This window comes from Microcoleus sp. C2D2, from assembly GCF_036702495.1.
GTDB lineage: Bacteria > Cyanobacteriota > Cyanobacteriia > Cyanobacteriales > Microcoleaceae > Microcoleus.
Genome location: NZ_JAUBTO010000003.1, coordinates 31,392 through 50,160 on the forward strand (window position 1 = coordinate 31,392; position 18,769 = coordinate 50,160).

Here is an 18,769-nt window from a genome sequence, read left to right on the forward strand (position 1 = left end):
AACATTCACATAATTGTGGACAATATTGCACAATAGATAAAATTGTAAATATATAGCACCTGCGTTTTTTTTGACCGCTTATGAATAGCAGATTCCTCGATCGACTCCACCACCCCTCACGCCCCGTCATCGTCTTCGACGGCGCCATGGGAACCAACCTGCAAGTCCAAAACCTCACCGCAGAAGACTTTGGCGGCAAAGAATACGAAGGCTGCAACGAATATCTCGTTCACACCAAGCCGGAAGCCGTCGCCAACGTGCACCGGGGATTCCTGGAAGCAGGGGCCGATGTCATCGAAACAGACACCTTTGGCGGGGCTTCCATCGTTCTCGCCGAGTACGATTTGGCAGACAAAGCATATTATCTCAACAAAACTGCCGCCGAACTTGCCAAGGGTATCGCCGCCGAATTTTCCACGCCAGAAAAACCTCGATTTGTCGCAGGATCGATCGGGCCAGGCACCAAATTGCCAACATTAGGACACATTGATTTTGACACACTCACCACCGCTTTTGCCGAACAAGCAGAAGGACTTTATGACGGCGGCGTTGACTTATTTATTGTCGAAACTTGTCAAGATGTGCTGCAAATTAAATCAGCATTAAATGCCATTGAAGAAGTATTTAAGAAAAAAGGTGCGCGAATTCCGTTAATGGTATCAGTCACAATGGAAGCCACCGGCACAATGTTAGTCGGTTCCGACATCAGCGCAGCCCTAGCCATTTTGCAGCCCTACCCGATCGACATTTTAGGCCTGAACTGCGCCACCGGACCCGATCGCATGGCCGAACACGTCAAATACCTTTCGGAACATTCGCCCTTCGTCGTTTCCTGCGTTCCCAACGCTGGTTTACCCGAAAACATCGGCGGGCACGCGCACTACAAACTCACGCCAATAGAATTAAAGATGGCCTTGATGCGCTTTGTCGAAGACTTAGGCGTGCAAGTCATCGGTGGCTGCTGCGGCACCCGCTACGATCACATCCGCGAACTATCAGAAATTGGCAAAACTCTTAAACCCAAAATCCGCGAAATTACTTGGGAACCTTCGGCCGCTTCAATTTACACCGCCCAACCCTACGAACAAGAGAATTCCTTCTTAATTGTGGGCGAAAGACTCAACGCCAGCGGTTCCAAAAAATGCCGCGATTTGCTAAACGCCGAAGACTGGGACGGTTTAGTCGCAATGGCCAGGGAACAAGTGCGAGAAGGCGCGCACATTCTCGATGTCAACGTTGATTATGTCGGCCGCGACGGCGTGCGCGATATGAAAGAATTAGTCTCCCGCGTTGTGACTAATGCAACTCTCCCTTTAATGCTGGATTCCACCGAATGGGAAAAGATGGAAGCAGGCTTAAAAGTGGCGGGCGGCAAATGTTTGCTGAATTCCACTAACTACGAAGACGGAGAACCGCGTTTTTATCAAGTTTTAGAGTTGGCGAAAAAATACGGCGCGGGCATAGTTATTGGTACAATTGACGAAGACGGAATGGCCAGAACAGCCGACAAAAAATTTGCGATCGCCCAGCGCGCATATAACGCCGCCGTCGCCTACGGAATTCCCGCCGAGGAAATCTTTTTTGACACCCTAGCTTTGCCAATTTCTACCGGGATAGAAGAAGACAGAAAAAACGGCAAAGCTACCATCGAATCCATCCGCCGCATCCGCCAAGAATTGCCAGGATGTCACGTAATTTTAGGAGTTTCTAACATTTCCTTCGGCTTGAATCCGGCGGCGCGGCAAGTTTTGAATTCCATGTTTTTGCACGAAGCGATGCAAGCGGGGATGGACTCGGCAATTGTCAGCGCTAATAAGATTTTGCCCCTGGCCAAAATCGACCCCCAACACCAAGAAATCTGCCGTAAACTCATTTACGACGAACGGGAGTTTGACGGCGATATTTGCGTTTACGACCCCTTGGGCGACCTGACAACGGTGTTTGCGGGCAAAACTACCAAGCGCGATCGTACAGAAGACGCAAACCTCCCGGTCGAAGAACGCCTCAAGCAGCACATCATCGACGGCGAACGCATTGGGCTCGACATCCAACTCGCCAAAGCATTAGAAACCTATCCGCCCCTCCACATTATCAATACCTTCTTGCTAGACGGCATGAAAGTAGTCGGAGAATTGTTCGGTTCGGGACAAATGCAACTGCCATTTGTATTGCAGTCAGCAGAAACAATGAAAGCGGCAGTTGCCTATTTAGAACCGCACATGGAAAAGTCCGAATCCGGGGACAACGCCAAAGGAACATTCATCATCGCTACTGTCAAAGGCGACGTTCACGACATCGGCAAAAACTTGGTTGATATTATCCTATCAAACAACGGCTACCGAGTGATTAACTTGGGTATTAAACAGTCAGTTGACAATATCATCGAAGCTTACGAAAAGCATAAAGCAGACTGTATAGCCATGAGTGGCTTGCTGGTAAAATCCACCGCATTCATGAAAGAAAATCTGGCAGTATTCAACCAGAAAGGAATCACGGTTCCGGTAATTTTGGGCGGCGCGGCTTTGACTCCCAAGTTTGTACATGAAGACTGCCAAAATACCTACAAAGGTAAAGTCGTTTACGGCAAAGATGCGTTTTCCGACTTGCACTTTATGGACAAACTCATGCCAGCAAAATCGGCGGGTAAATGGGAAGATTTGCAAGGATTTTTAGATGAAATAGGGCATGATAATGGCGCGGTTAAAGAAGCTAAAGCTGCGCCAGAAACTTCTGTAGAAGATGCGAAGAAAGCAGAGACTCCTGTGGTGATAGATACCAGGCGATCCGAAGCAGTGGCAGCAGATATCGATCGCCCGAATCCTCCTTTCTGGGGAACGAAACTGTTGCAGCCGGAAGACATCCCCTTTGAGGAAATTTTCTGGCACTTAGATTTGCAAGCCTTAATTGCCGGTCAGTGGCAGTTCCGCAAGCCAAAAGACCAATCGCGGGAAGAATACGATGCTTTCTTAGCGGAAAAAGTTTATCCCATCTTGGAAGAATGGAAACACAAAATTATCACCGAAAAGTTACTGCATCCGCAAGCAATTTACGGGTATTTTCCCTGTCAAGCTGAAGGCAATTCTTTGTATTTGTACGACCCAGAAATCATGGCTGGCGGGCAAACCATAATCAATGGCGGGCAAACAATAATCAATGGCGGGCAAGATGCCCGCCCCACAAAAGAAAGTGGCACAGGCATCTTGCCTGTGACTGCAACAAAAGAAAGTGGCACAGGCATCTTGCCTGTGACTGCAACACCCGCTGCAACATTGACATTTCCCCGCCAAAAATCGGGGCGTCGTCTGTGCATTGCCGACTTTTTCGCGCCCAAAGAATCGGGTAAAATCGATGTATTTCCGATGCAAGTAGCAACAGTGGGAGAAATTGCTACAGAGTACGCGCAAAAGCTATTTGCTAACAATCAATATAGCGACTATCTCTACTTTCACGGGTTAGCGGTACAGACAGCGGAAGCCGTAGCAGAATGGACTCACGCGCGAATTCGGCGCGAATTGGGATTTGCTAGCGAAGAACCGGACAACATTCGCGATATGCTAGCGCAAAGATATCGCGGTTCGCGGTACAGTTTCGGCTATCCCGCTTGTCCGAATATGGCGGATCAGTACAAGCAACTGGAATTGTTAAAGTGCGATCGCATCAACCTCTACATGGATGAAAGCGAACAACTTTATCCCGAACAATCAACAACCGCAATTATCACCTATCATCCAGCAGCCAAATACTTCACCGCTTAATTTCTAGGGTGCGCCCCGCACTTTTTTCTGTCGTTTTTCTCGTTGTTATACTCGTTACCAGGCTCTGCCTGGTAACGCAGATCCGGAGGCTGTGCCTCCAATTAAAAACCTGGAGGCACAGCCTCAAGAAATGCGTTCCCCGGTTCTACCGGGGAACGAGAAACTAACAAAAAAGCACCTTAAAAATAGTGCCTTAATGAATATGAACTTTCCTTGTCAGACCAAACTTTTACGAGTGATGCCGGGGAGTGCGCGCGCCCGCAGATGCTCCTACCATCGAAGCAACTAAACCCAATAGCGAGCCGAACAAAAACGACCAACCAGCTTTCGCAGCATTACCAGCAATATTGCGAGTATCCTGAGCAGATACGTTAGGCGCTTGGTTCGGCAAATTCACCCCGCCCTGCTGCGCTTGATTAATGGCTTCTCCCGCATTCGCAGCTATGACGCCAAAAGTACCGGCCACGCCATTTGCTAACAGCCAAGAGCCAATTGTTAAGGTAGTTGCCCACAAAATTGCTCCATTTAAAAGCGCTGTGTTGCGATTCATCGGGCCGCAAGCGCGAGCAGTTACCCAACCGCCCACGCCCAAGCTAATTAACAAACTGATAATTGACCAAATTCCGACGTTGGTACCCACCTCCCCTGAAATACTGCGCGGAGCTCCTGAATTAGCAATGTTGCTCAACCCGATCGCAGCACCCAATGCACTTAATACTAATTGCGTGGCGATCGCAATTACTAAACCTGAAAAAATCGGACCCCAGCGTACTCTATCGTGATATTCAACGACTTGATTCACTACCGTCGGGTCGCTAACAACGTCATTTACAGGTCTATTTACGTATGACATAGGTTTTCTTCTCCTGAGAGAGTAGCTGTAATTTTTAACAATCTTTCACTTAAGCATTTATTTTGGCTGAGATTGATAGAAACTATCTCTGCCTCCGGAAATAACCAGTATCTATGTCTGAAGAAAGAAACGAAAAAGTCATCAGCCCGCGCGCCAGCCGCTATTAGCTAATGACTGAGGACTGATGAATGATGAGTGATAACTCTTTTATCCAGTTAGAAAAGTTCGCGGACGTATATAGGAAAGACAGCTTAACGCAATCTTACAGCCGTTCCAACGGCAGTAATCAGCAGCAAAGCTCCGCTCGAGTCTACATTAATCGTGCCGGTGTCAACTTCCACCCCGATTACGGCATTGGCGCCCAGGCGCTGAGCCCGTTTTTCGAGTTCCGCGAGGGCATCTCGCTGTCCTTTGAGAAACACTTCCTCGTAACTGCCGGTGCGCCCGCCGATGATGTCGCGAATTCCCGCGAAGAAATCTCGCAGGGCATTGGTGCCGTAGACCACCTCAGCAGTTACAATTCCCAAGTAAGATTGAATTTCTGCTCCTTGGATGATATCAGTTGTTGTTACAATCATCAGTTGGCCTCAACTACGAACATTTTGAGTTAATCGACTTCTTTCGATTTACTACATCTGGCGGTTCCCAGATTCCCGGCAAACCCTAAGCTGTCAGCGAAAGCAAGTTGACAGCAACTCGCTCTTTCATTCCACACACGCTTTGAAACAAATGGCCGTATACAAACAAAGTCTCTTCGTATTCAGTACGCTTTTGGTAGCGGGACTCGCTGTCGCAGCGCCGCAGATAGCACTCTCAGCAGAAACGTCTGTTCAAGTCAACCCTCAAAATAATTCAAATTTAGATGCTCTGCTGCGACAAGGGCGCGAGTTTGTAGATTTAGGAGACTACAATAAGGCGATCGCCATTTATCAGGAAGCGGCACGTTTAGATACGGAAAACCCGCGCATTTTTTCCGGTATTGGCTATTTAGAAGCGCGTCAGGGCAACTATCAAGCCTCAGTGGAATTTTACAAACAAGCCATCGGTCTGGAACCGAACAATGCTGACTTCCAATACGCCTTAGGATATGCTATGGCGAATTTGCAAAACTATCCCGCAGCAGCCACAGCTTACCGCCGCGCCTCTGAGCTCGATCGCAAAAATGTCAATGCCCGGATCGGTCTCGGAGTGGTACTTTTTCAGCAAAAAGATTACAGCGGTGCTTTTAAAGCATACCAAGAGGCGATCGCCCTCGATCCGAAAAGTTGGCAAGCTTACTCTTCAATGGGTTTGGTATTGATCCAGCAGGGTAATTTTGCCAGTGCTGTTACTGTACTCCAGCAGGCTGCCGAACTCGCTCCCAAACAAGCCAGCGTCCAGTTAAAATTAGGTACTGCTTTGCTGCGGGGCGGCAACACTTCCGAAGGGCTAGCAGCTTTTGAAGAAGCTGCCAAATTGGAACCCCGAAATCCAGAAGTGCAGCTAGAAATTGGCGAACTTCTCCAGGCTCAAAAAGACTTCGACGGAGCGCTGGTAGCTTATCAGCGCGCTATTGCGGTGCGACCGAATTTAGTGGAAGCGCACGCAGGAATCGGGGAAATTCAACTGGAAAAACAAGATTTTGTAGGAGCGATTACCACTTTTCGGCGAGTGATCGAGCTCGATCGAAACCGGGCAGAAGCTTATTACAATATGGGTAAGGCACTCAAAGCGCGCGATCGCAAATCCGAAGCAATTGAAGCTTTTCAACAAGCCCTCGACACTTACCGCCAGCAAGGCAACAATGATGGTGCAGAAAAAGCTGAGGCGGCATTGCAGGAACTGAAATAATTAGTCATTAATCATTAGTCATTAGTCATTAGTTAAATGTCTCTTAATTACTGACTGCTGACAACTGCTAACTGCCAACTGTCAACTGTCAACTGTCAACTGTCAACTCACTAACATGAATTCAAATGATTCTCAACCGCAGCTTTATCAGATGAATCCGCTAGGTCGATTTTCCGATCGCGCCTCCGATTATGTCAAATATCGGCCGAGTTATCCGGCTGCGGCAATTGATGCGATTTTAGATGGACTTGGAGAACCTTCGCAGTTAACAGCAGCGGATATCGGTGCGGGTACGGGGATTTCTTCGCGTTTGCTGGCCCAAAGAGGCGTTCGGGTATTGGCAATTGAACCGAATGCTGAAATGAGACAAGCGGCCGATCCTCACGCTTTGGTAGAGTTTAGAGCAGGAAGTTCGGAAGCTACTAATTTGCCGGACACATCGATCGATTTAGTAACTTGTTTCCAGTCTTTTCACTGGTTCAACCCGGTGTTAACTTTACCAGAATTTCGGCGAATTCTCAAGCCGGGGGGCCGGTTGGCTGTAGTTTGGAACCTGCGCGACCGCTCCGAAGCAGTAACGCTAGGTTACACTCAAATTACCAAGACAGGTTCTCAACACGATCCCGCAGAAAAACCCGATCGATCGATCGACCCTTTGCTAGCTAGTTCGCATTTTACCGATGTCAGACACTGCGATTTGGCTAACAGGCAAGATCTAGATATAGCAGGGTTAATCGGGCGAGCAAAAAGTGCCTCTTACCTTCCGCAATCCGGTCCGGCTTGGGAGAAAATCATCTCGGATTTGACCCAACTTTATGAAACTCACTGCGACGATCGAGGCTTGGTTTCTTTAGTTTATAAAACAAGAGTCTATCTGGCGGTTGTTGCCAATAATTAAGATTGTTTGAAGTTCTGTTTGTAGTGAGGACTTTAGTCCGCAGCTTCTCCAGGACTAAAGTCCTCACTACAAACCCACTTATGGCGATCGATCTCTTAAGACAGGATTTAAGTCCTGTTATAGACAAAAATTAGAGAAGCAATAAGGGCGATCGCCCATTTGAATTGTATCGAAGCTCCATCTTTTGTAAGATGCTAAAACTGCTGCTGGAAAATCAATCTATTTCTCTTGGTAGAGACTGGCAAGTTGTTAACATTTGTAAAATAAGCAAAATATCCTATCCCCAGAGCTTCATCTATGCAAACGTATGACGTAATTATCATAGGAGCAGGTCACAACGGACTGGTCTGTGCCTCTTATCTCCTGAAAGCGGGATATACCGTCCTGTTGTTAGAAAAACGTTCGGTTCCCGGCGGCGCGGCAACTACTGAAGCTGCGATTCCCGAATTGCCGGACTTTAAATTCAATATGTGCGCGATCGACCACGAATTTATCCATTTAGGGCCTGTTGTAGAAGAGTTAGAACTGGAAAAACACGGTTTAGAATATCTTTTCTGCGATCCAGTTGCCTTTTGTCCGCATCCCGACGGCAAATATTTCTTAGCGCACAAATCTGTCGAAAAAACTTGTGCTGAAATTGCCCGCTACAACGAGCGCGATGCTAAAAAATATGCCGAATATACAGATTTTTGGCAGCGGGCTTTAGGTGCAATGGTTCCGATGTTTAATGCGCCACCAAAATCCATCATAGATATTCTGGGCAACTACGATATTTCAAAGATCAAAGATTTATTGTCAGTCATCGGTTCCCCGGACAAAACGCTTGACTTTGTTCGCACGATGCTCACCAGCGCTGAAGACATTCTCAACGAGTGGTTTGACGAGGAATTTATCAAAGCACCCCTAGCAAGATTCGCTTCAGAACTCGGCGCGCCTCCTTCGCAAAAAACCCTGGCTGTAGGCGCAATTATGCTGGCAATGAGGCACAATCCCGGCATGGCAAGACCGCGCGGAGGGACGGGTGCATTAGTGCAAGCGCTGCTTAGTGTAGTGAAAAGTTACTCGGGTGTGGTACTTACCGACCAGCACGTAGAGAAAATATTAGTTGATGACGGTCGCGCAGTAGGAGTTCGAGTTGCCAACGGCACGGAATACCGCGCTACAAAAGGTGTCATTTCTAATATTGATGCTAAGCGCTTGTTTCTGCACTTAATGGACTCCAGCGATGTTGACAGTGCCGACCCGGATTTGCGGGAAAGATTGGAGCGCAAAATTGTTAACAACAACGAGACTATTCTCAAAATAGACTTAGCTCTGAGTGAAGCGCCTAGATTCGATCGCTGGAATCATCGGGAGGAATTTTTAATCGGGTCGGTTTTAATTGCAGACTCGGTGAGACACGTTGAAATTTCTCACAGCGACCCTTCAATCGGCAGAATCCCCGACTCTGACCCATCGATGTATGTAGTGTTTCCGACTGTACTAGACCCGTCAATGGCTCCCCCCGGACATCATACGGCTTGGATTGAATTTTTTGCTCCTTATATGATCGAAAATGCTGAAGGAACCGGCCAGCACGGTACGGGTTGGACGGATGAGCTGAAAAACAAAGTTGCCGATCGCTGCATCGATAAATTAGCAGAATATGCACCGAATATCAAGAAGTCAATTATCGGCCGCCACGTGGAAAGTCCGGCGGAATTGGGAGAGCGTTTGGGCGCTTTGAAGGGAAATTATTATCACGTTGATATGACGCTAGATCAGATGATATTTTTCCGTCCTTTGCCCGAGTTGGCGAATTACAAAACGCCGATCGACGGTTTGTTCCTCACGGGGGCGGGAACCCATCCGGGCGGCTCGATTTCGGGTATGCCGGGACGCAATACGGCTCGCGTTTTCATGCACTCGCAGCAGCCACTCGCGCAGACTTTCGCAGATGCGGCTAATACTCTGAAAGCGAAGGGTAAGTCGGTATTTCGGAGTAATGAGAAGTAAGATTTTTAGCAACCGCAGATGAACGCAAACAAACGCAGATGAATCACATCTGCGTTTGTTTGTATTGATTTATCAGTCTGTGAGTGCGAGAATTTTTTCTGGTTGATTCCCTGTGAAGGGAAAACGATTTGCGATCGCCCTCAATACCATTTCTAAATCCGGTGCATCTTTCGCCAATGTTGGCTGCTCCTCCCGTTCGGTCAAATCTGTTAAAATATTCAAAATGTGCTGAGCAAAATCTTCATCAGCCTTATCCAACAAATTCACTAGCTTCGCGAGATCTTCTTTCGCACCTAACCAGTACCTTGCACCCAGCAATTCAGCTTTTACTGATAAAGGAAGCTCTAATTTTAGATACTCTTCAAGTTTTGGCAATAGCTGCGGCGTACCTAAAAGCGCGATCGAATTAGCAGCATACCCTCTAACAGCTTCATCCTCATCAACATCAAGCAGTGAAAGCTCCAGAGTTTCTATAGCTGATGGTTCTTCTAAATATCCAAGAGTTTCTGCTGCGGATGCGCGAACCAGTGCTGAAGGATCATGTCTGAGAATATATTCTATCGGTACAACCGCAGGACTATAACCAAGTTCTCCCAGAGCCTCCACGGCTTCAGACCTAACCAGTTCTTCTGGATCGTTTAGCAAAGGCATTAATGCAAGGCCAACTGTCTCTACTTCCTCTGAACCCAGATAACCTAATGCCTCGGCTGCATGGGCTCTAATTAATTCATCGGCGGATTTTAGCAATCTTAATATCTTCGGTACAGCCTCATAAACTTCTGCATCTACAAGCTGTATCAATGCTTCTGTTTGCAGGGCATAATCATCAGAATCGCAATAATCTAGCAGTGTTTCAGTTGTCAGCTTATCCATAATTTTTGCACCTCCCTAAATTTTAGTGCTTCCAGCCTAGGTTATTTTCACACTTAGTCAGTTAAATTGAATGGCATTACGCAAGTATCAACATGACTAAGTGTGAGGAATTCGACATCCCCCAAAACTCTCTGAATTTCGTGGTACTACACTAATTGCAGACTAATTTTGGGAGATGTTTCTTTGAGTAGCTTACCTTTTGGTCTTCTTCTTTTTGCCGCTATATCGGCTATGTTTGCCACCAAAGGCTTTCTGGGTTCTTTTAATTTTTTCCATCTTTTCTTTATCTTTATCGCGTCTAGCTTGCTGTTTCAATATTTTGAGTGCTTCATACTTATCTGATGCTTTTTTTTCTGCGATTAGTTGGTTAACTTCTTCTACAATACCCGTATCAGCTACATTACCTTCTGCTGTCATAGTGTTTGATTTTTGGTTTATTATAAGGGATGGTTTATTATAAGGGAGTATTAAAAATATTAGGCACTGTTCATATTCTTATAGTCTAACTCAGACATCCCAACCTTGTCAATACTTGGGTGGGGCTTTATTGAACTTGTCTGCAATTAGTTTGATTTATTGGTTTTCCCCGCCCCTCTGGGGTTATGGACATTGGTGCAAGATATGAGTTATCACAAATTCATCCTTTGTGCAGATGCAAGTTATGCGCGAAAATATACAAACTCAGATTAGCGTTACCCTTTTTTGAGCCATGGCAAACCGAGTTTTGATTGTCGGGGGTCGAGGACGAATTGGCAGCAGCGTTGCCGAAGACCTTGTTACCCATACCGACGCAGAAATTACCGTTACCGGGCGCAACTCTGAAGCCTCTATTGGGCCTGGATTGCCACCGGATAGGGTGCAGTATCAAGCTTTAGATTTAGCAGACAGTGCAGCGCTGCACCAAGCGGTTTCATCCTCTAACCTCGTCGTTCACTGTGCCGGGCCTTTTCACTACCGAGACGCTAGTGTACTGAAAACTTGCATAGAAGCAGGTGTTAATTATACTGATGTCAGCGACAGCCGCAGTTTTACTCGCAGAGCTTTAGAATTGCGCGAAACCGCTGAAAATGCTGGGATTACTGCTATTATTAATACGGGCATTTTCCCGGGCGTGTCTAACAGCATGGTGCGCCGAGATGTGGAACAATTAGATGAAGCAGAACACATCCATTTGAGTTATGTAGTCGGAGGTTCGGGCGGTGCTGGTGTTACCGTCATGAGAACTACTTTTTTAGGCTTGCAAACTCCTTTTGAGGTTTGGGCCGATCGCAAGTGGCAGCAAGTAAAACCCTACAGCAAGCGCGAAACCATTGAATTTCCCGCACCCTACGGCAAAACAGGGGTTTACTGGTTCGATATGCCGGAAGCCATCACTTTGCCGGAAACTTTCCCCGTCAAATCAGTTGTGACTAAATTCGGTACGTCTCCCGACCTTTACAATCACCTTACCTGGTTTGTGGCCAAGTATTGGCCGGCTAGCTGGCTCAAAAATAACTCCGTGATTGAATTTCTCTCCTACGTCAGTTACGGGATGACCAGTGTTACTAATAGTTTTAGTGGGGTTGGTGTAGCTGTGCGATCGCAAGTGACCGGTCTCAAAAACGGTCAACCCGCTAAAGTTTGCTCGACAGCGATACACCCCAATGCTGCCGCCGCTACTGGCATCGGTACTGGCAGCATAGCTCAATTAATGTTAGAAGGCAAACTGGCAAAACCCGGCGTTTGGTCGGTAGAACAAGCTCTTTCTACTGAGCTATTTGAAGGCTCTCTGCAGAACCGCAACCTCAATATAGAGCAGGTTCTTTTGTAGTTATTTAGGGTGTTTGTAGCAATTTAAAATGTTGGGTGAATGAGCTTTTTTAAAGGAACCGCGCCCGCGCTTGTGAGGCGAAGTAAGAGAAGAGTCAGGGGGTTCGCAATTGATGGGAAAACCCCTAGATAGGATTCCTCGCATCAATTGCAAGCACCCCTCACACGAGAGGAGTTCCCCTTGTCTAACTAATCTATCTTTTGGTAGAAGTAAAGTGAACGAGCCGGCGTTTAATATACTTTACAAGACGGTAAATATCCCTTTTTGCTGTATGTGGGCGCAGCACTTACAACAAAAGTTGCCCCGATCGCTAAATTTTGAAATGTGCGATCGCAGTGAAGGGGCGACAAATACCATAATTTTTGCGAAAAAATACGAGGAGAAGTTGATATGAAGCGGGTTTTAAAAGCTCTCGGAAAAACATTGAGCCAAAGCATTTTGCTGGTCTGTACGCTGGCTTTCATTGTTATGGCAGGTCTAGCGGTAGTACCCAGTCAGCCTGCTTACGCAGGTCAAGATAGGACTGAGGCGCCGCCAGAAGCTCAAATTACTGACCCCGCAAAAAGTTTCGAGGATCTGAATCCCCAAGCAGCTTACGAAGATCTAGTCAAAACCGGTCAAAATCCTGCAACGGTCGAGAAATCTTACGACGAAAGCATGCAGGAGTACAAGGCAGAAAACCCGAAAAAAAGCATAGTTGAAAAAGCTGAAGAGGCGATCCTAAAGGTCACGGGCAAGGACTAAATCTACAAATTTATCAGAGATATGGGTTTAAAACCCCATCCTTTTAGAACGGCTTTAATTTCTTAAATCCCTTCCTAAAAGTCAGGGAATTCCTAGTATTTGTGGTATACTAGAAGAGTCAAGGTTAAACTCCTTCGCCATCGTGAAACAGGGACTTAGACACACTTTTAGGCGTTAATCGGGGGACAAAGAGCGGCGAAAACTCGCTATACAGCTAGAGGCTTAATAAAGTCTCACAAACAGAAAAATAAACAATTTACTTTTGTTAGGTAGGGTAGGGCATACCCAAACTCGCTTGTCAAGATCCTAGTACGCTTTTGGAGATAGACCCTCTGGGGTGACTGCGAATCAGACTTGTTAATTGGTAGGATTTCTACGGTTAAAAGGTTTGAGTATTGCCGTAAGGACGCAACACTTAAAGGTCAGTCGCTGAATTAAGAATCCCCATCCTTTAGGTTGGGGAGTGTCAAATCTAACTCAAGTTGCTGGTAAATCCTGAGCTTCCGTGAGTATACAATTGAGCCGAGCTCAGGACTTGCTTGAACCTAATTATGTAGGGTGCGCCGCCCGGCGCACCTTACCGCGTTAGAGTAGGGTGTAAAACCACTTTTTGCGTTCAGAATGGTTTGGTCTTTCCCCTCGTTTTTAAGCGAGCAGATTCATCCTTAAGGAAGATGAATAAAGAGGAATTAAAAAGGTAAATTTAATAATAGTTACAGTTAGATAAAAGGAAAAAAATATCATGAGCGATGACAAAAAAACGGTACATGAACCTGATGCTAACCTCGACCCGCTTTCGGGAGAAACAGGGGCTCATCCAGTAGGAACGGGTATTGGTGCGGCGAGTGCGGGTGCTGCGGGTGCTGCGATCGGCGGTGCAGTTGGCGGACCTGTGGGAGCAGTTGTAGGCGCTGTTGTCGGTGCGTTTAGTGGCGGTTTGGCCGGCAAAGGTGTGGCCGAGGCGATCGACCCTACGGTAGAAGATGCTTACTGGCAAAGCAACTACAGTTCCCGTCCTTACGCCGACACGAGCGTGACTTACGAAGACTATCAGCCTGCATACCGCACTGGTTATGAGGGATACACCCGCTATGGCGCTACTGGCAAGAACTACAACGAGATCGAAGACGCTTTGCAGCGCGACTACGAAACAAATCGCGGTAAGTCTAATCTGGGTTGGGAAAAAGCTAAGCACGCCACGCGCGACGCTTGGGATCGGGTGGAACGCGCTGTACCGGGCGACATTGACAAAGACGGCCGCTAAGGGCAACAGCAAGTATTTTTCAGTCTGAGACGCCCACCAAATCAAGCGTTCCGGGTTTTTTACCCGGGTCCGGGAATGCAGGGAAGTCTTTTGATAAAAAAACCCGGTTGCTGCGTCTGGGACTGTTGTTGATAGGTTGCACAGTTTTCAACGCGAGATTAGCGAAGTTTTTGGGGATTTTGAACCCCTCTCTACATCGGAGAGGGGTATTTTTAGGTTATAGCAACCGCCAAGACGGTTAGGACATTCTTAATCGCTGAAACCATTGGTATTACTGCTTCTTCCTTCTTCCTGACATCCGTTACATCCGTTACATCCCGTACATTGCTCGTTGCCGAACTTCCTTCTTCCTTCTTCCTTTGGTATTACTGCTTCTTCCTTCTTCCTTCTTCCTTCTTCCTTCTGCTATAAGTTGAAATCGCATTTTTCAGGAAGATTTTTATTTCACAGGAGTGTTCGCTGTCAGAGCACGAAGCCAGATGTATAGGCAAAGCTTTGCGGGACGTTGGCACTCCTAAAAAACGGTTTTTACACGACCGAGGGATGCTCGGGTTTAAAATAAGCATTTTTTTTTGACTATTGGCCTTAAAATTAAACTAATTCAGGACTGAGGGAGCGATCGCATATTTTTGTCATTGTTGGCGATGCGCTTTCTTCAATCTCCGCCGGATCGTAAAGCGTCGGTGGCTTCAAGTCCGATAATTGTTAATCTAAATCCTCTCATTCAAAATTGGTATTACTTGTGGATGAAATGTTGGAAAGAGCTTGGACACTCAAGCAAAATTTAATTGACTTTGTGCTGGATGCTGAGGGAGAGTTGGCGGTAGCTTTGGAAGCTTATGCTGCAGCTCGATCGACCGGCGAACGCTACGACATTGCTCAGCAAAATCAAGTGATAGACAGTTTTACAGTCGAAGGTAAAGTCCGAAACAAAACGCCGATCGACCTATTTGTCGAAAGTAAACCGGATTTAACCCATAACGATCGCAGCTTGCTGGAAAGTTGGCGGCACAGAAGCTTCACAGGCTTATTTGAAATCACTCAACTTTTCCCCGACAGGTTTGAACTGATGAACTGGCTGACGGCCAAGCACTACATTGTCAAGCCCAACAGTCCTAATTTGCTTGCAGAAATGTCTCGCTTTAAGTTAGGAGAAATCTTGCGGGCTCGGATTTCTCCCCTCACCGATGACTGGTGGATACTTTCGAGCTCTCCCATCCTGATGGGGAAATTGGGTAAGCCGAAGTTGGCAGTGGCGATCGGCAATTTCAAGCAAAATCACAAACAGAACCTGTACAGCGATGCGCCGGAATTGTTAGAGCAAGCTTGGCAGTCGGTAGAACACTACCACGAAGATTTTACCGAATTTTTTGGCACTGACGAATTGACGCTATCGGGATATCACCTGAATAAAAAGTTGGCGGAATTTCAGGAATTCATCACTAAAAAACGCCTAGCTGATATCGGCATTGATGAAAGTAAATCTCTGGCGGATCTCGTTGAAGATGCCGGAGTCGATCCAGAAGAAGTCAAAGCAGCGGCCATCGCGGCAGCAGGTGCCGATGTTAAAGCAGTTGAGGTAATTCTCGACAGCAATGCTAGTTCAAAAATGGTAATGCCGAAAGTCGAATTGCCCGATCGCTTCAAGAAAGCCGAACAGGTAACAGCACTTTCTCATCCTCGCTGGGGACAAACCTTTTTGTCTACTTACGCTCAATTTACGCAAATGCTAGCAGCAGAAGACTTTTCAACTGTTCCCGGTTACGAGAAGCTGGTGCGTAACTATCTAGAAGATCCTGCAATTAATGCCGGGATTTGGCAACGGTTAGCTAAAGTTAATCCCGCAAAATTAGAACAAATTTTGCAAACAGTATTGCAGGAGACTAATTTTCAGCTCGATCGCGATTTAGATGCCCTGCTGCAAGAGTGTAAAAAACCCTTAGAACCCGAACTCCCGGAAATTGCGAGCGTTCCCGTGCACCTGCACAACTTATTTCAGGAAGCTTTAGGGGAAGTTAATAAGTCAAAGTCCAAACCGCAGGAGAAAAAGAAAAGCTCTAAAGGCTTTAAATCCTAACTAGCTAAGTTCGTGGCATACTGCTATGCCCTAATGCGCCGGCTTCGCCAACGGATACTCGATGAGATAGCCGCAGCCAAGGGAAAGCAGGAAGAGAAAGGCAATTTCAAGTATGAGTGCGATCGACCCTAGCCATTTTGGGCGCGTTAGTCTGCATCCCTCGGATAATAAACCATTAAACAAGCTCACAGCTAGCTGTGAGCTTATTGCCCGGTAATATAACTCATATCGTTTCCGGTTGCATCGGAATGATAAAGTCAAGGTCAATAATCCCACATTCCCCGACTCCCGACTCCCGACTCCCGACTCCCGATCATTCCGGTGTAACCGGAATTGATATCAATTGACACTCTCCGACCTGAAGGTACGGAGATTCTTAAGAAGCTTTGACACTCAAAAAGGCGCTGTCTTGACACCTCTAGACGTTCAAAACAACTACCTTTTGGTGTTGCAATTACGCTTACTTTTTGCCTTATGCTTTCGTTCGCACTTTTCAACACGCTTGCCAGTCGGGTACGCTCCCCATCCTGCGCTGCTTGGCTGTGCCATAGTCTTTCTCAGACAAAAATGCTGAGGGTGTCTTACTGCCCGGAATCTCACCGTTCTAGGAATGGTTTAACACGTAGTTGATACGCCTACTTGTTCCGCATTGTTAGATTATAACAGAGATTACTCGCAGCCTTCAAACGGCTGCAACTGCGTTTCATACCCTGCGGGAAAGACCGGGGTTCTCACGCGACGCGCTATAGCTTTGCAGTCAGGACTTTAGTCCTTCTTCTCCCCGATAAAAAGAACTGAAGTCCTCACTACAAACACCTTTTTTTTAATCTTCAACTTGTCGGACAGCCATGCGTTGCAGCGGCAGGCTGAGTATGCTAGAAGCAGTCAATAAGTAAGAAAGAACAGTAGTCAGCTTCAAACTGAGGAATAACCAGCTATCCTCTGGTAGGTGAAGTTTCAGCCCGAAAACAGAGATGCAGTAGACTATCCAGTAAGTAAAGCTCATCTTGATTAGGATTTCTTCGCTCAAAGTACGCGCGGCGAAGCTATCCCGTAGGGAATCGTCCGTTGGCTGCGAGTTGCGATTATCACCCAGCAGGACTAGACCCGCAATAGAAGCCACAAAAGAAACCATAACGAGATAGTCATGCCAGTTAAGCTCAACCATTTCTAAACTCCGCTGTTATCCGAATTTTTGGAATCAGACATCAGTCTAAAGGATAAGTTTTCCCGCTCAAAGCAATAGTTACAAATTGAAACAGCCGCAGTTACAAATCGCAATGAAAATTCACCGCAACCGCCAGCCACAAGCTCGTTTAGTCAGCCGCAAAGGACAATTCTCCTTAAATATTGTCAAGTTGGGAGTACCTCGCCTGCATTTTGCCGACCTCTACCACAGGCTGCTAATTCTTTCTTGGCTGCAATTTTTCCTGCTCATTTGTTTCTTCTATACAGTTACGAATTCTTTATTTGCCTTAGCTTACTTGGCGGGAGGAGATTGCATTACTAACGCACGGCCGGGTTCTTTCCAAGATGCCTTTTATTTCAGCGTGCAAACAATGGCGACAATTGGCTACGGCGCCATGTATCCGCGCACGGATTACGCTAATACTATAGTCGCGATCCAAGCGCTTTTTGCTTTGTGGGGAGTCGCGATGATTACGGGACTGGCTTTTGCTAGATTTTCCCGACCAACAGCTAGAGTTATCTTCAGCCGCGTAGCTGCGATCGCTCCTTTCAACGGCGTTCCGACTCTAATGTACCGCGCGGCAAATCAGCGTTTCAACCAAATTTTAGAAGCGCAGCAGCGAGCTACTTTGATCCGCGACGAGGTAACATCGGAAGGAGTATTTATGCGGCGTTTTTACGATTTGCAATTGGTGCGGAGTCACTCTCCGATTTTTGCCTTAACTTGGACGGTTATGCACGCAATTGACGAGAGCAGTCCTTTGTACCAACTTACTGCCAAAGACTTGATGGAGCAGCAAGCGGAAATAGTAGTTACGTTAACAGGAATTGACGAAACTGTTTCGCAAACTATTCACGCGCGACATTCTTTTGTGGCGTCGGAAATTATGTGGAATATGCGGTTTGTAGATATTATTTTGAAACTGCCGACGGGAGGGCGGGTGGTTGACTATACTCGGTTTCACGATGTGAAGCCTGTTGAATGAATGTTTTGATTTAGCCACCAGTGCTAGAATACCTGTATGGCAAAAAAAAATCATGACCTCAATAATTACAAAGATGACACTGAAAGAATTGCAACCGCAACTCTTGGCTTTAACTCCCGAAGAGAAGGCTCAAGCTATAGAATTACTAGCCCAAAGTTTAAGAAAATTTTGGTCTGGAATTCAAAAGACTCCCGGCGTGTGCGGCGGCGATGCTTGCATCAGACAAACGCGAATTCCTGTTTGGGTGCTGGTGAATGCTCGCCGTTTAGGTATTTCTGAAGCTGACCTCCTAGAAGACTATCCGACTCTGCGTGCCGCTGATTTGGCGAATGCTTGGGGTTATGCTGAGGCATATCCTGATGAGATTGAAATAGCAATTAGAGAACAGGAAGTGGCATAAACAGTGGCAGATATTTATACCGCGATCGCACAAAGCATTAAAACTGAGATATTTTACCATTTTAAATCAGGCTTTTATGAACGGGCAAGATGCCCG

Annotated in this window: 15 protein-coding genes; 10 read left to right on the forward strand and 5 right to left on the reverse strand. The window is 46.7% G+C overall.

Annotated features, from left to right (window positions below):
* The first annotated feature begins 80 nt into the window (after positions 1–80).
* Complete coding sequence (gene metH / locus QUB61_RS01780; protein ID WP_333189793.1) at positions 81–3,755, forward strand: methionine synthase; 3,675 nt, start codon at positions 81–83, stop codon at positions 3,753–3,755.
* A 229-nt stretch (positions 3,756–3,984) separates the two neighbouring features.
* On the opposite strand, the gene QUB61_RS01785 is transcribed toward metH, so the two are convergent.
* Entirely contained in the window at positions 3,985–4,608 is a 624-nt protein-coding gene (locus QUB61_RS01785) for a hypothetical protein (protein ID WP_333134044.1), read from the reverse strand.
* A gap of 251 nt (positions 4,609–4,859) precedes the next feature.
* A complete protein-coding gene (locus tag QUB61_RS01790) occupies positions 4,860–5,186 on the reverse strand; it encodes a YbjQ family protein (protein ID WP_172184303.1) in 327 nt (108 codons plus the stop codon).
* 151 nt (positions 5,187–5,337) lie between these two features.
* On the opposite strand from QUB61_RS01790, the gene QUB61_RS01795 reads away from it, so the two are divergent.
* From QUB61_RS01795 to crtO, 3 genes are all read left to right on the forward strand, one after another.
* The gene (locus tag QUB61_RS01795; RefSeq protein ID WP_333134042.1) at positions 5,338–6,438 is read left to right on the forward strand and encodes a tetratricopeptide repeat protein; all 1,101 of its coding nucleotides are present in this window, start codon (positions 5,338–5,340) and stop codon (positions 6,436–6,438) included.
* A gap of 115 nt (positions 6,439–6,553) precedes the next feature.
* Entirely contained in the window at positions 6,554–7,336 is a 783-nt protein-coding gene (locus QUB61_RS01800; RefSeq protein WP_333134040.1) for a class I SAM-dependent methyltransferase, read from the forward strand.
* A gap of 297 nt (positions 7,337–7,633) precedes the next feature.
* Positions 7,634–9,331: a beta-carotene ketolase CrtO gene (gene crtO, locus QUB61_RS01805; protein ID WP_333134038.1), complete on the forward strand. Its 1,698-nt coding sequence runs from the start codon at positions 7,634–7,636 to the stop codon at positions 9,329–9,331.
* Between the two features lie 72 nt (positions 9,332–9,403).
* On the opposite strand, the gene QUB61_RS01810 is transcribed toward crtO, so the two are convergent.
* Together QUB61_RS01810 and QUB61_RS01815 are read right to left on the reverse strand one after the other, a co-directional pair.
* On the reverse strand, positions 9,404–10,204 hold the full coding sequence (locus QUB61_RS01810; RefSeq protein ID WP_333134036.1) for a HEAT repeat domain-containing protein: 801 nt from the start codon (positions 10,202–10,204) through the stop codon (positions 9,404–9,406).
* Between the two features lie 192 nt (positions 10,205–10,396).
* Positions 10,397–10,621 carry a polymorphic toxin type 34 domain-containing protein gene (locus tag QUB61_RS01815; RefSeq protein ID WP_333134034.1) on the reverse strand — a complete coding sequence of 75 codons (225 nt, stop codon included), beginning with the start codon at positions 10,619–10,621 and terminating at the stop codon, positions 10,397–10,399.
* 292 nt (positions 10,622–10,913) lie between these two features.
* On the opposite strand from QUB61_RS01815, the gene QUB61_RS01820 reads away from it, so the two are divergent.
* From QUB61_RS01820 to QUB61_RS01835, 4 genes are all read left to right on the forward strand, one after another.
* A complete protein-coding gene (locus tag QUB61_RS01820) occupies positions 10,914–12,014 on the forward strand; it encodes a saccharopine dehydrogenase NADP-binding domain-containing protein (protein ID WP_333134032.1) in 1,101 nt (366 codons plus the stop codon).
* Between the two features lie 390 nt (positions 12,015–12,404).
* Complete coding sequence (locus QUB61_RS01825) at positions 12,405–12,758, forward strand: hypothetical protein (protein ID WP_333134030.1); 354 nt, start codon at positions 12,405–12,407, stop codon at positions 12,756–12,758.
* Positions 12,759–13,500: 742 nt separating this feature from the next.
* Positions 13,501–14,022, forward strand: a complete 522-nt coding sequence (locus tag QUB61_RS01830; protein WP_333134028.1) for a hypothetical protein — start codon at positions 13,501–13,503, stop codon at positions 14,020–14,022.
* A gap of 730 nt (positions 14,023–14,752) precedes the next feature.
* Positions 14,753–16,099, forward strand: a complete 1,347-nt coding sequence (locus QUB61_RS01835; RefSeq protein ID WP_333134027.1) for a hypothetical protein — start codon at positions 14,753–14,755, stop codon at positions 16,097–16,099.
* Between the two features lie 823 nt (positions 16,100–16,922).
* On the opposite strand, the gene QUB61_RS01840 is transcribed toward QUB61_RS01835, so the two are convergent.
* Positions 16,923–17,267 carry a hypothetical protein gene (locus QUB61_RS01840; protein ID WP_333122614.1) on the reverse strand — a complete coding sequence of 115 codons (345 nt, stop codon included), beginning with the start codon at positions 17,265–17,267 and terminating at the stop codon, positions 16,923–16,925.
* 112 nt (positions 17,268–17,379) lie between these two features.
* Here QUB61_RS01840 and QUB61_RS01845 point away from each other — a divergent pair, with 112 nt between their 5' ends.
* Complete coding sequence (locus QUB61_RS01845; protein WP_333122617.1) at positions 17,380–18,273, forward strand: ion channel; 894 nt, start codon at positions 17,380–17,382, stop codon at positions 18,271–18,273.
* A gap of 73 nt (positions 18,274–18,346) precedes the next feature.
* Positions 18,347–18,673, forward strand: a complete 327-nt coding sequence (locus QUB61_RS01850; RefSeq protein ID WP_333123001.1) for a DUF433 domain-containing protein — start codon at positions 18,347–18,349, stop codon at positions 18,671–18,673.
* The last annotated feature ends 96 nt before the right edge of the window (positions 18,674–18,769 follow it).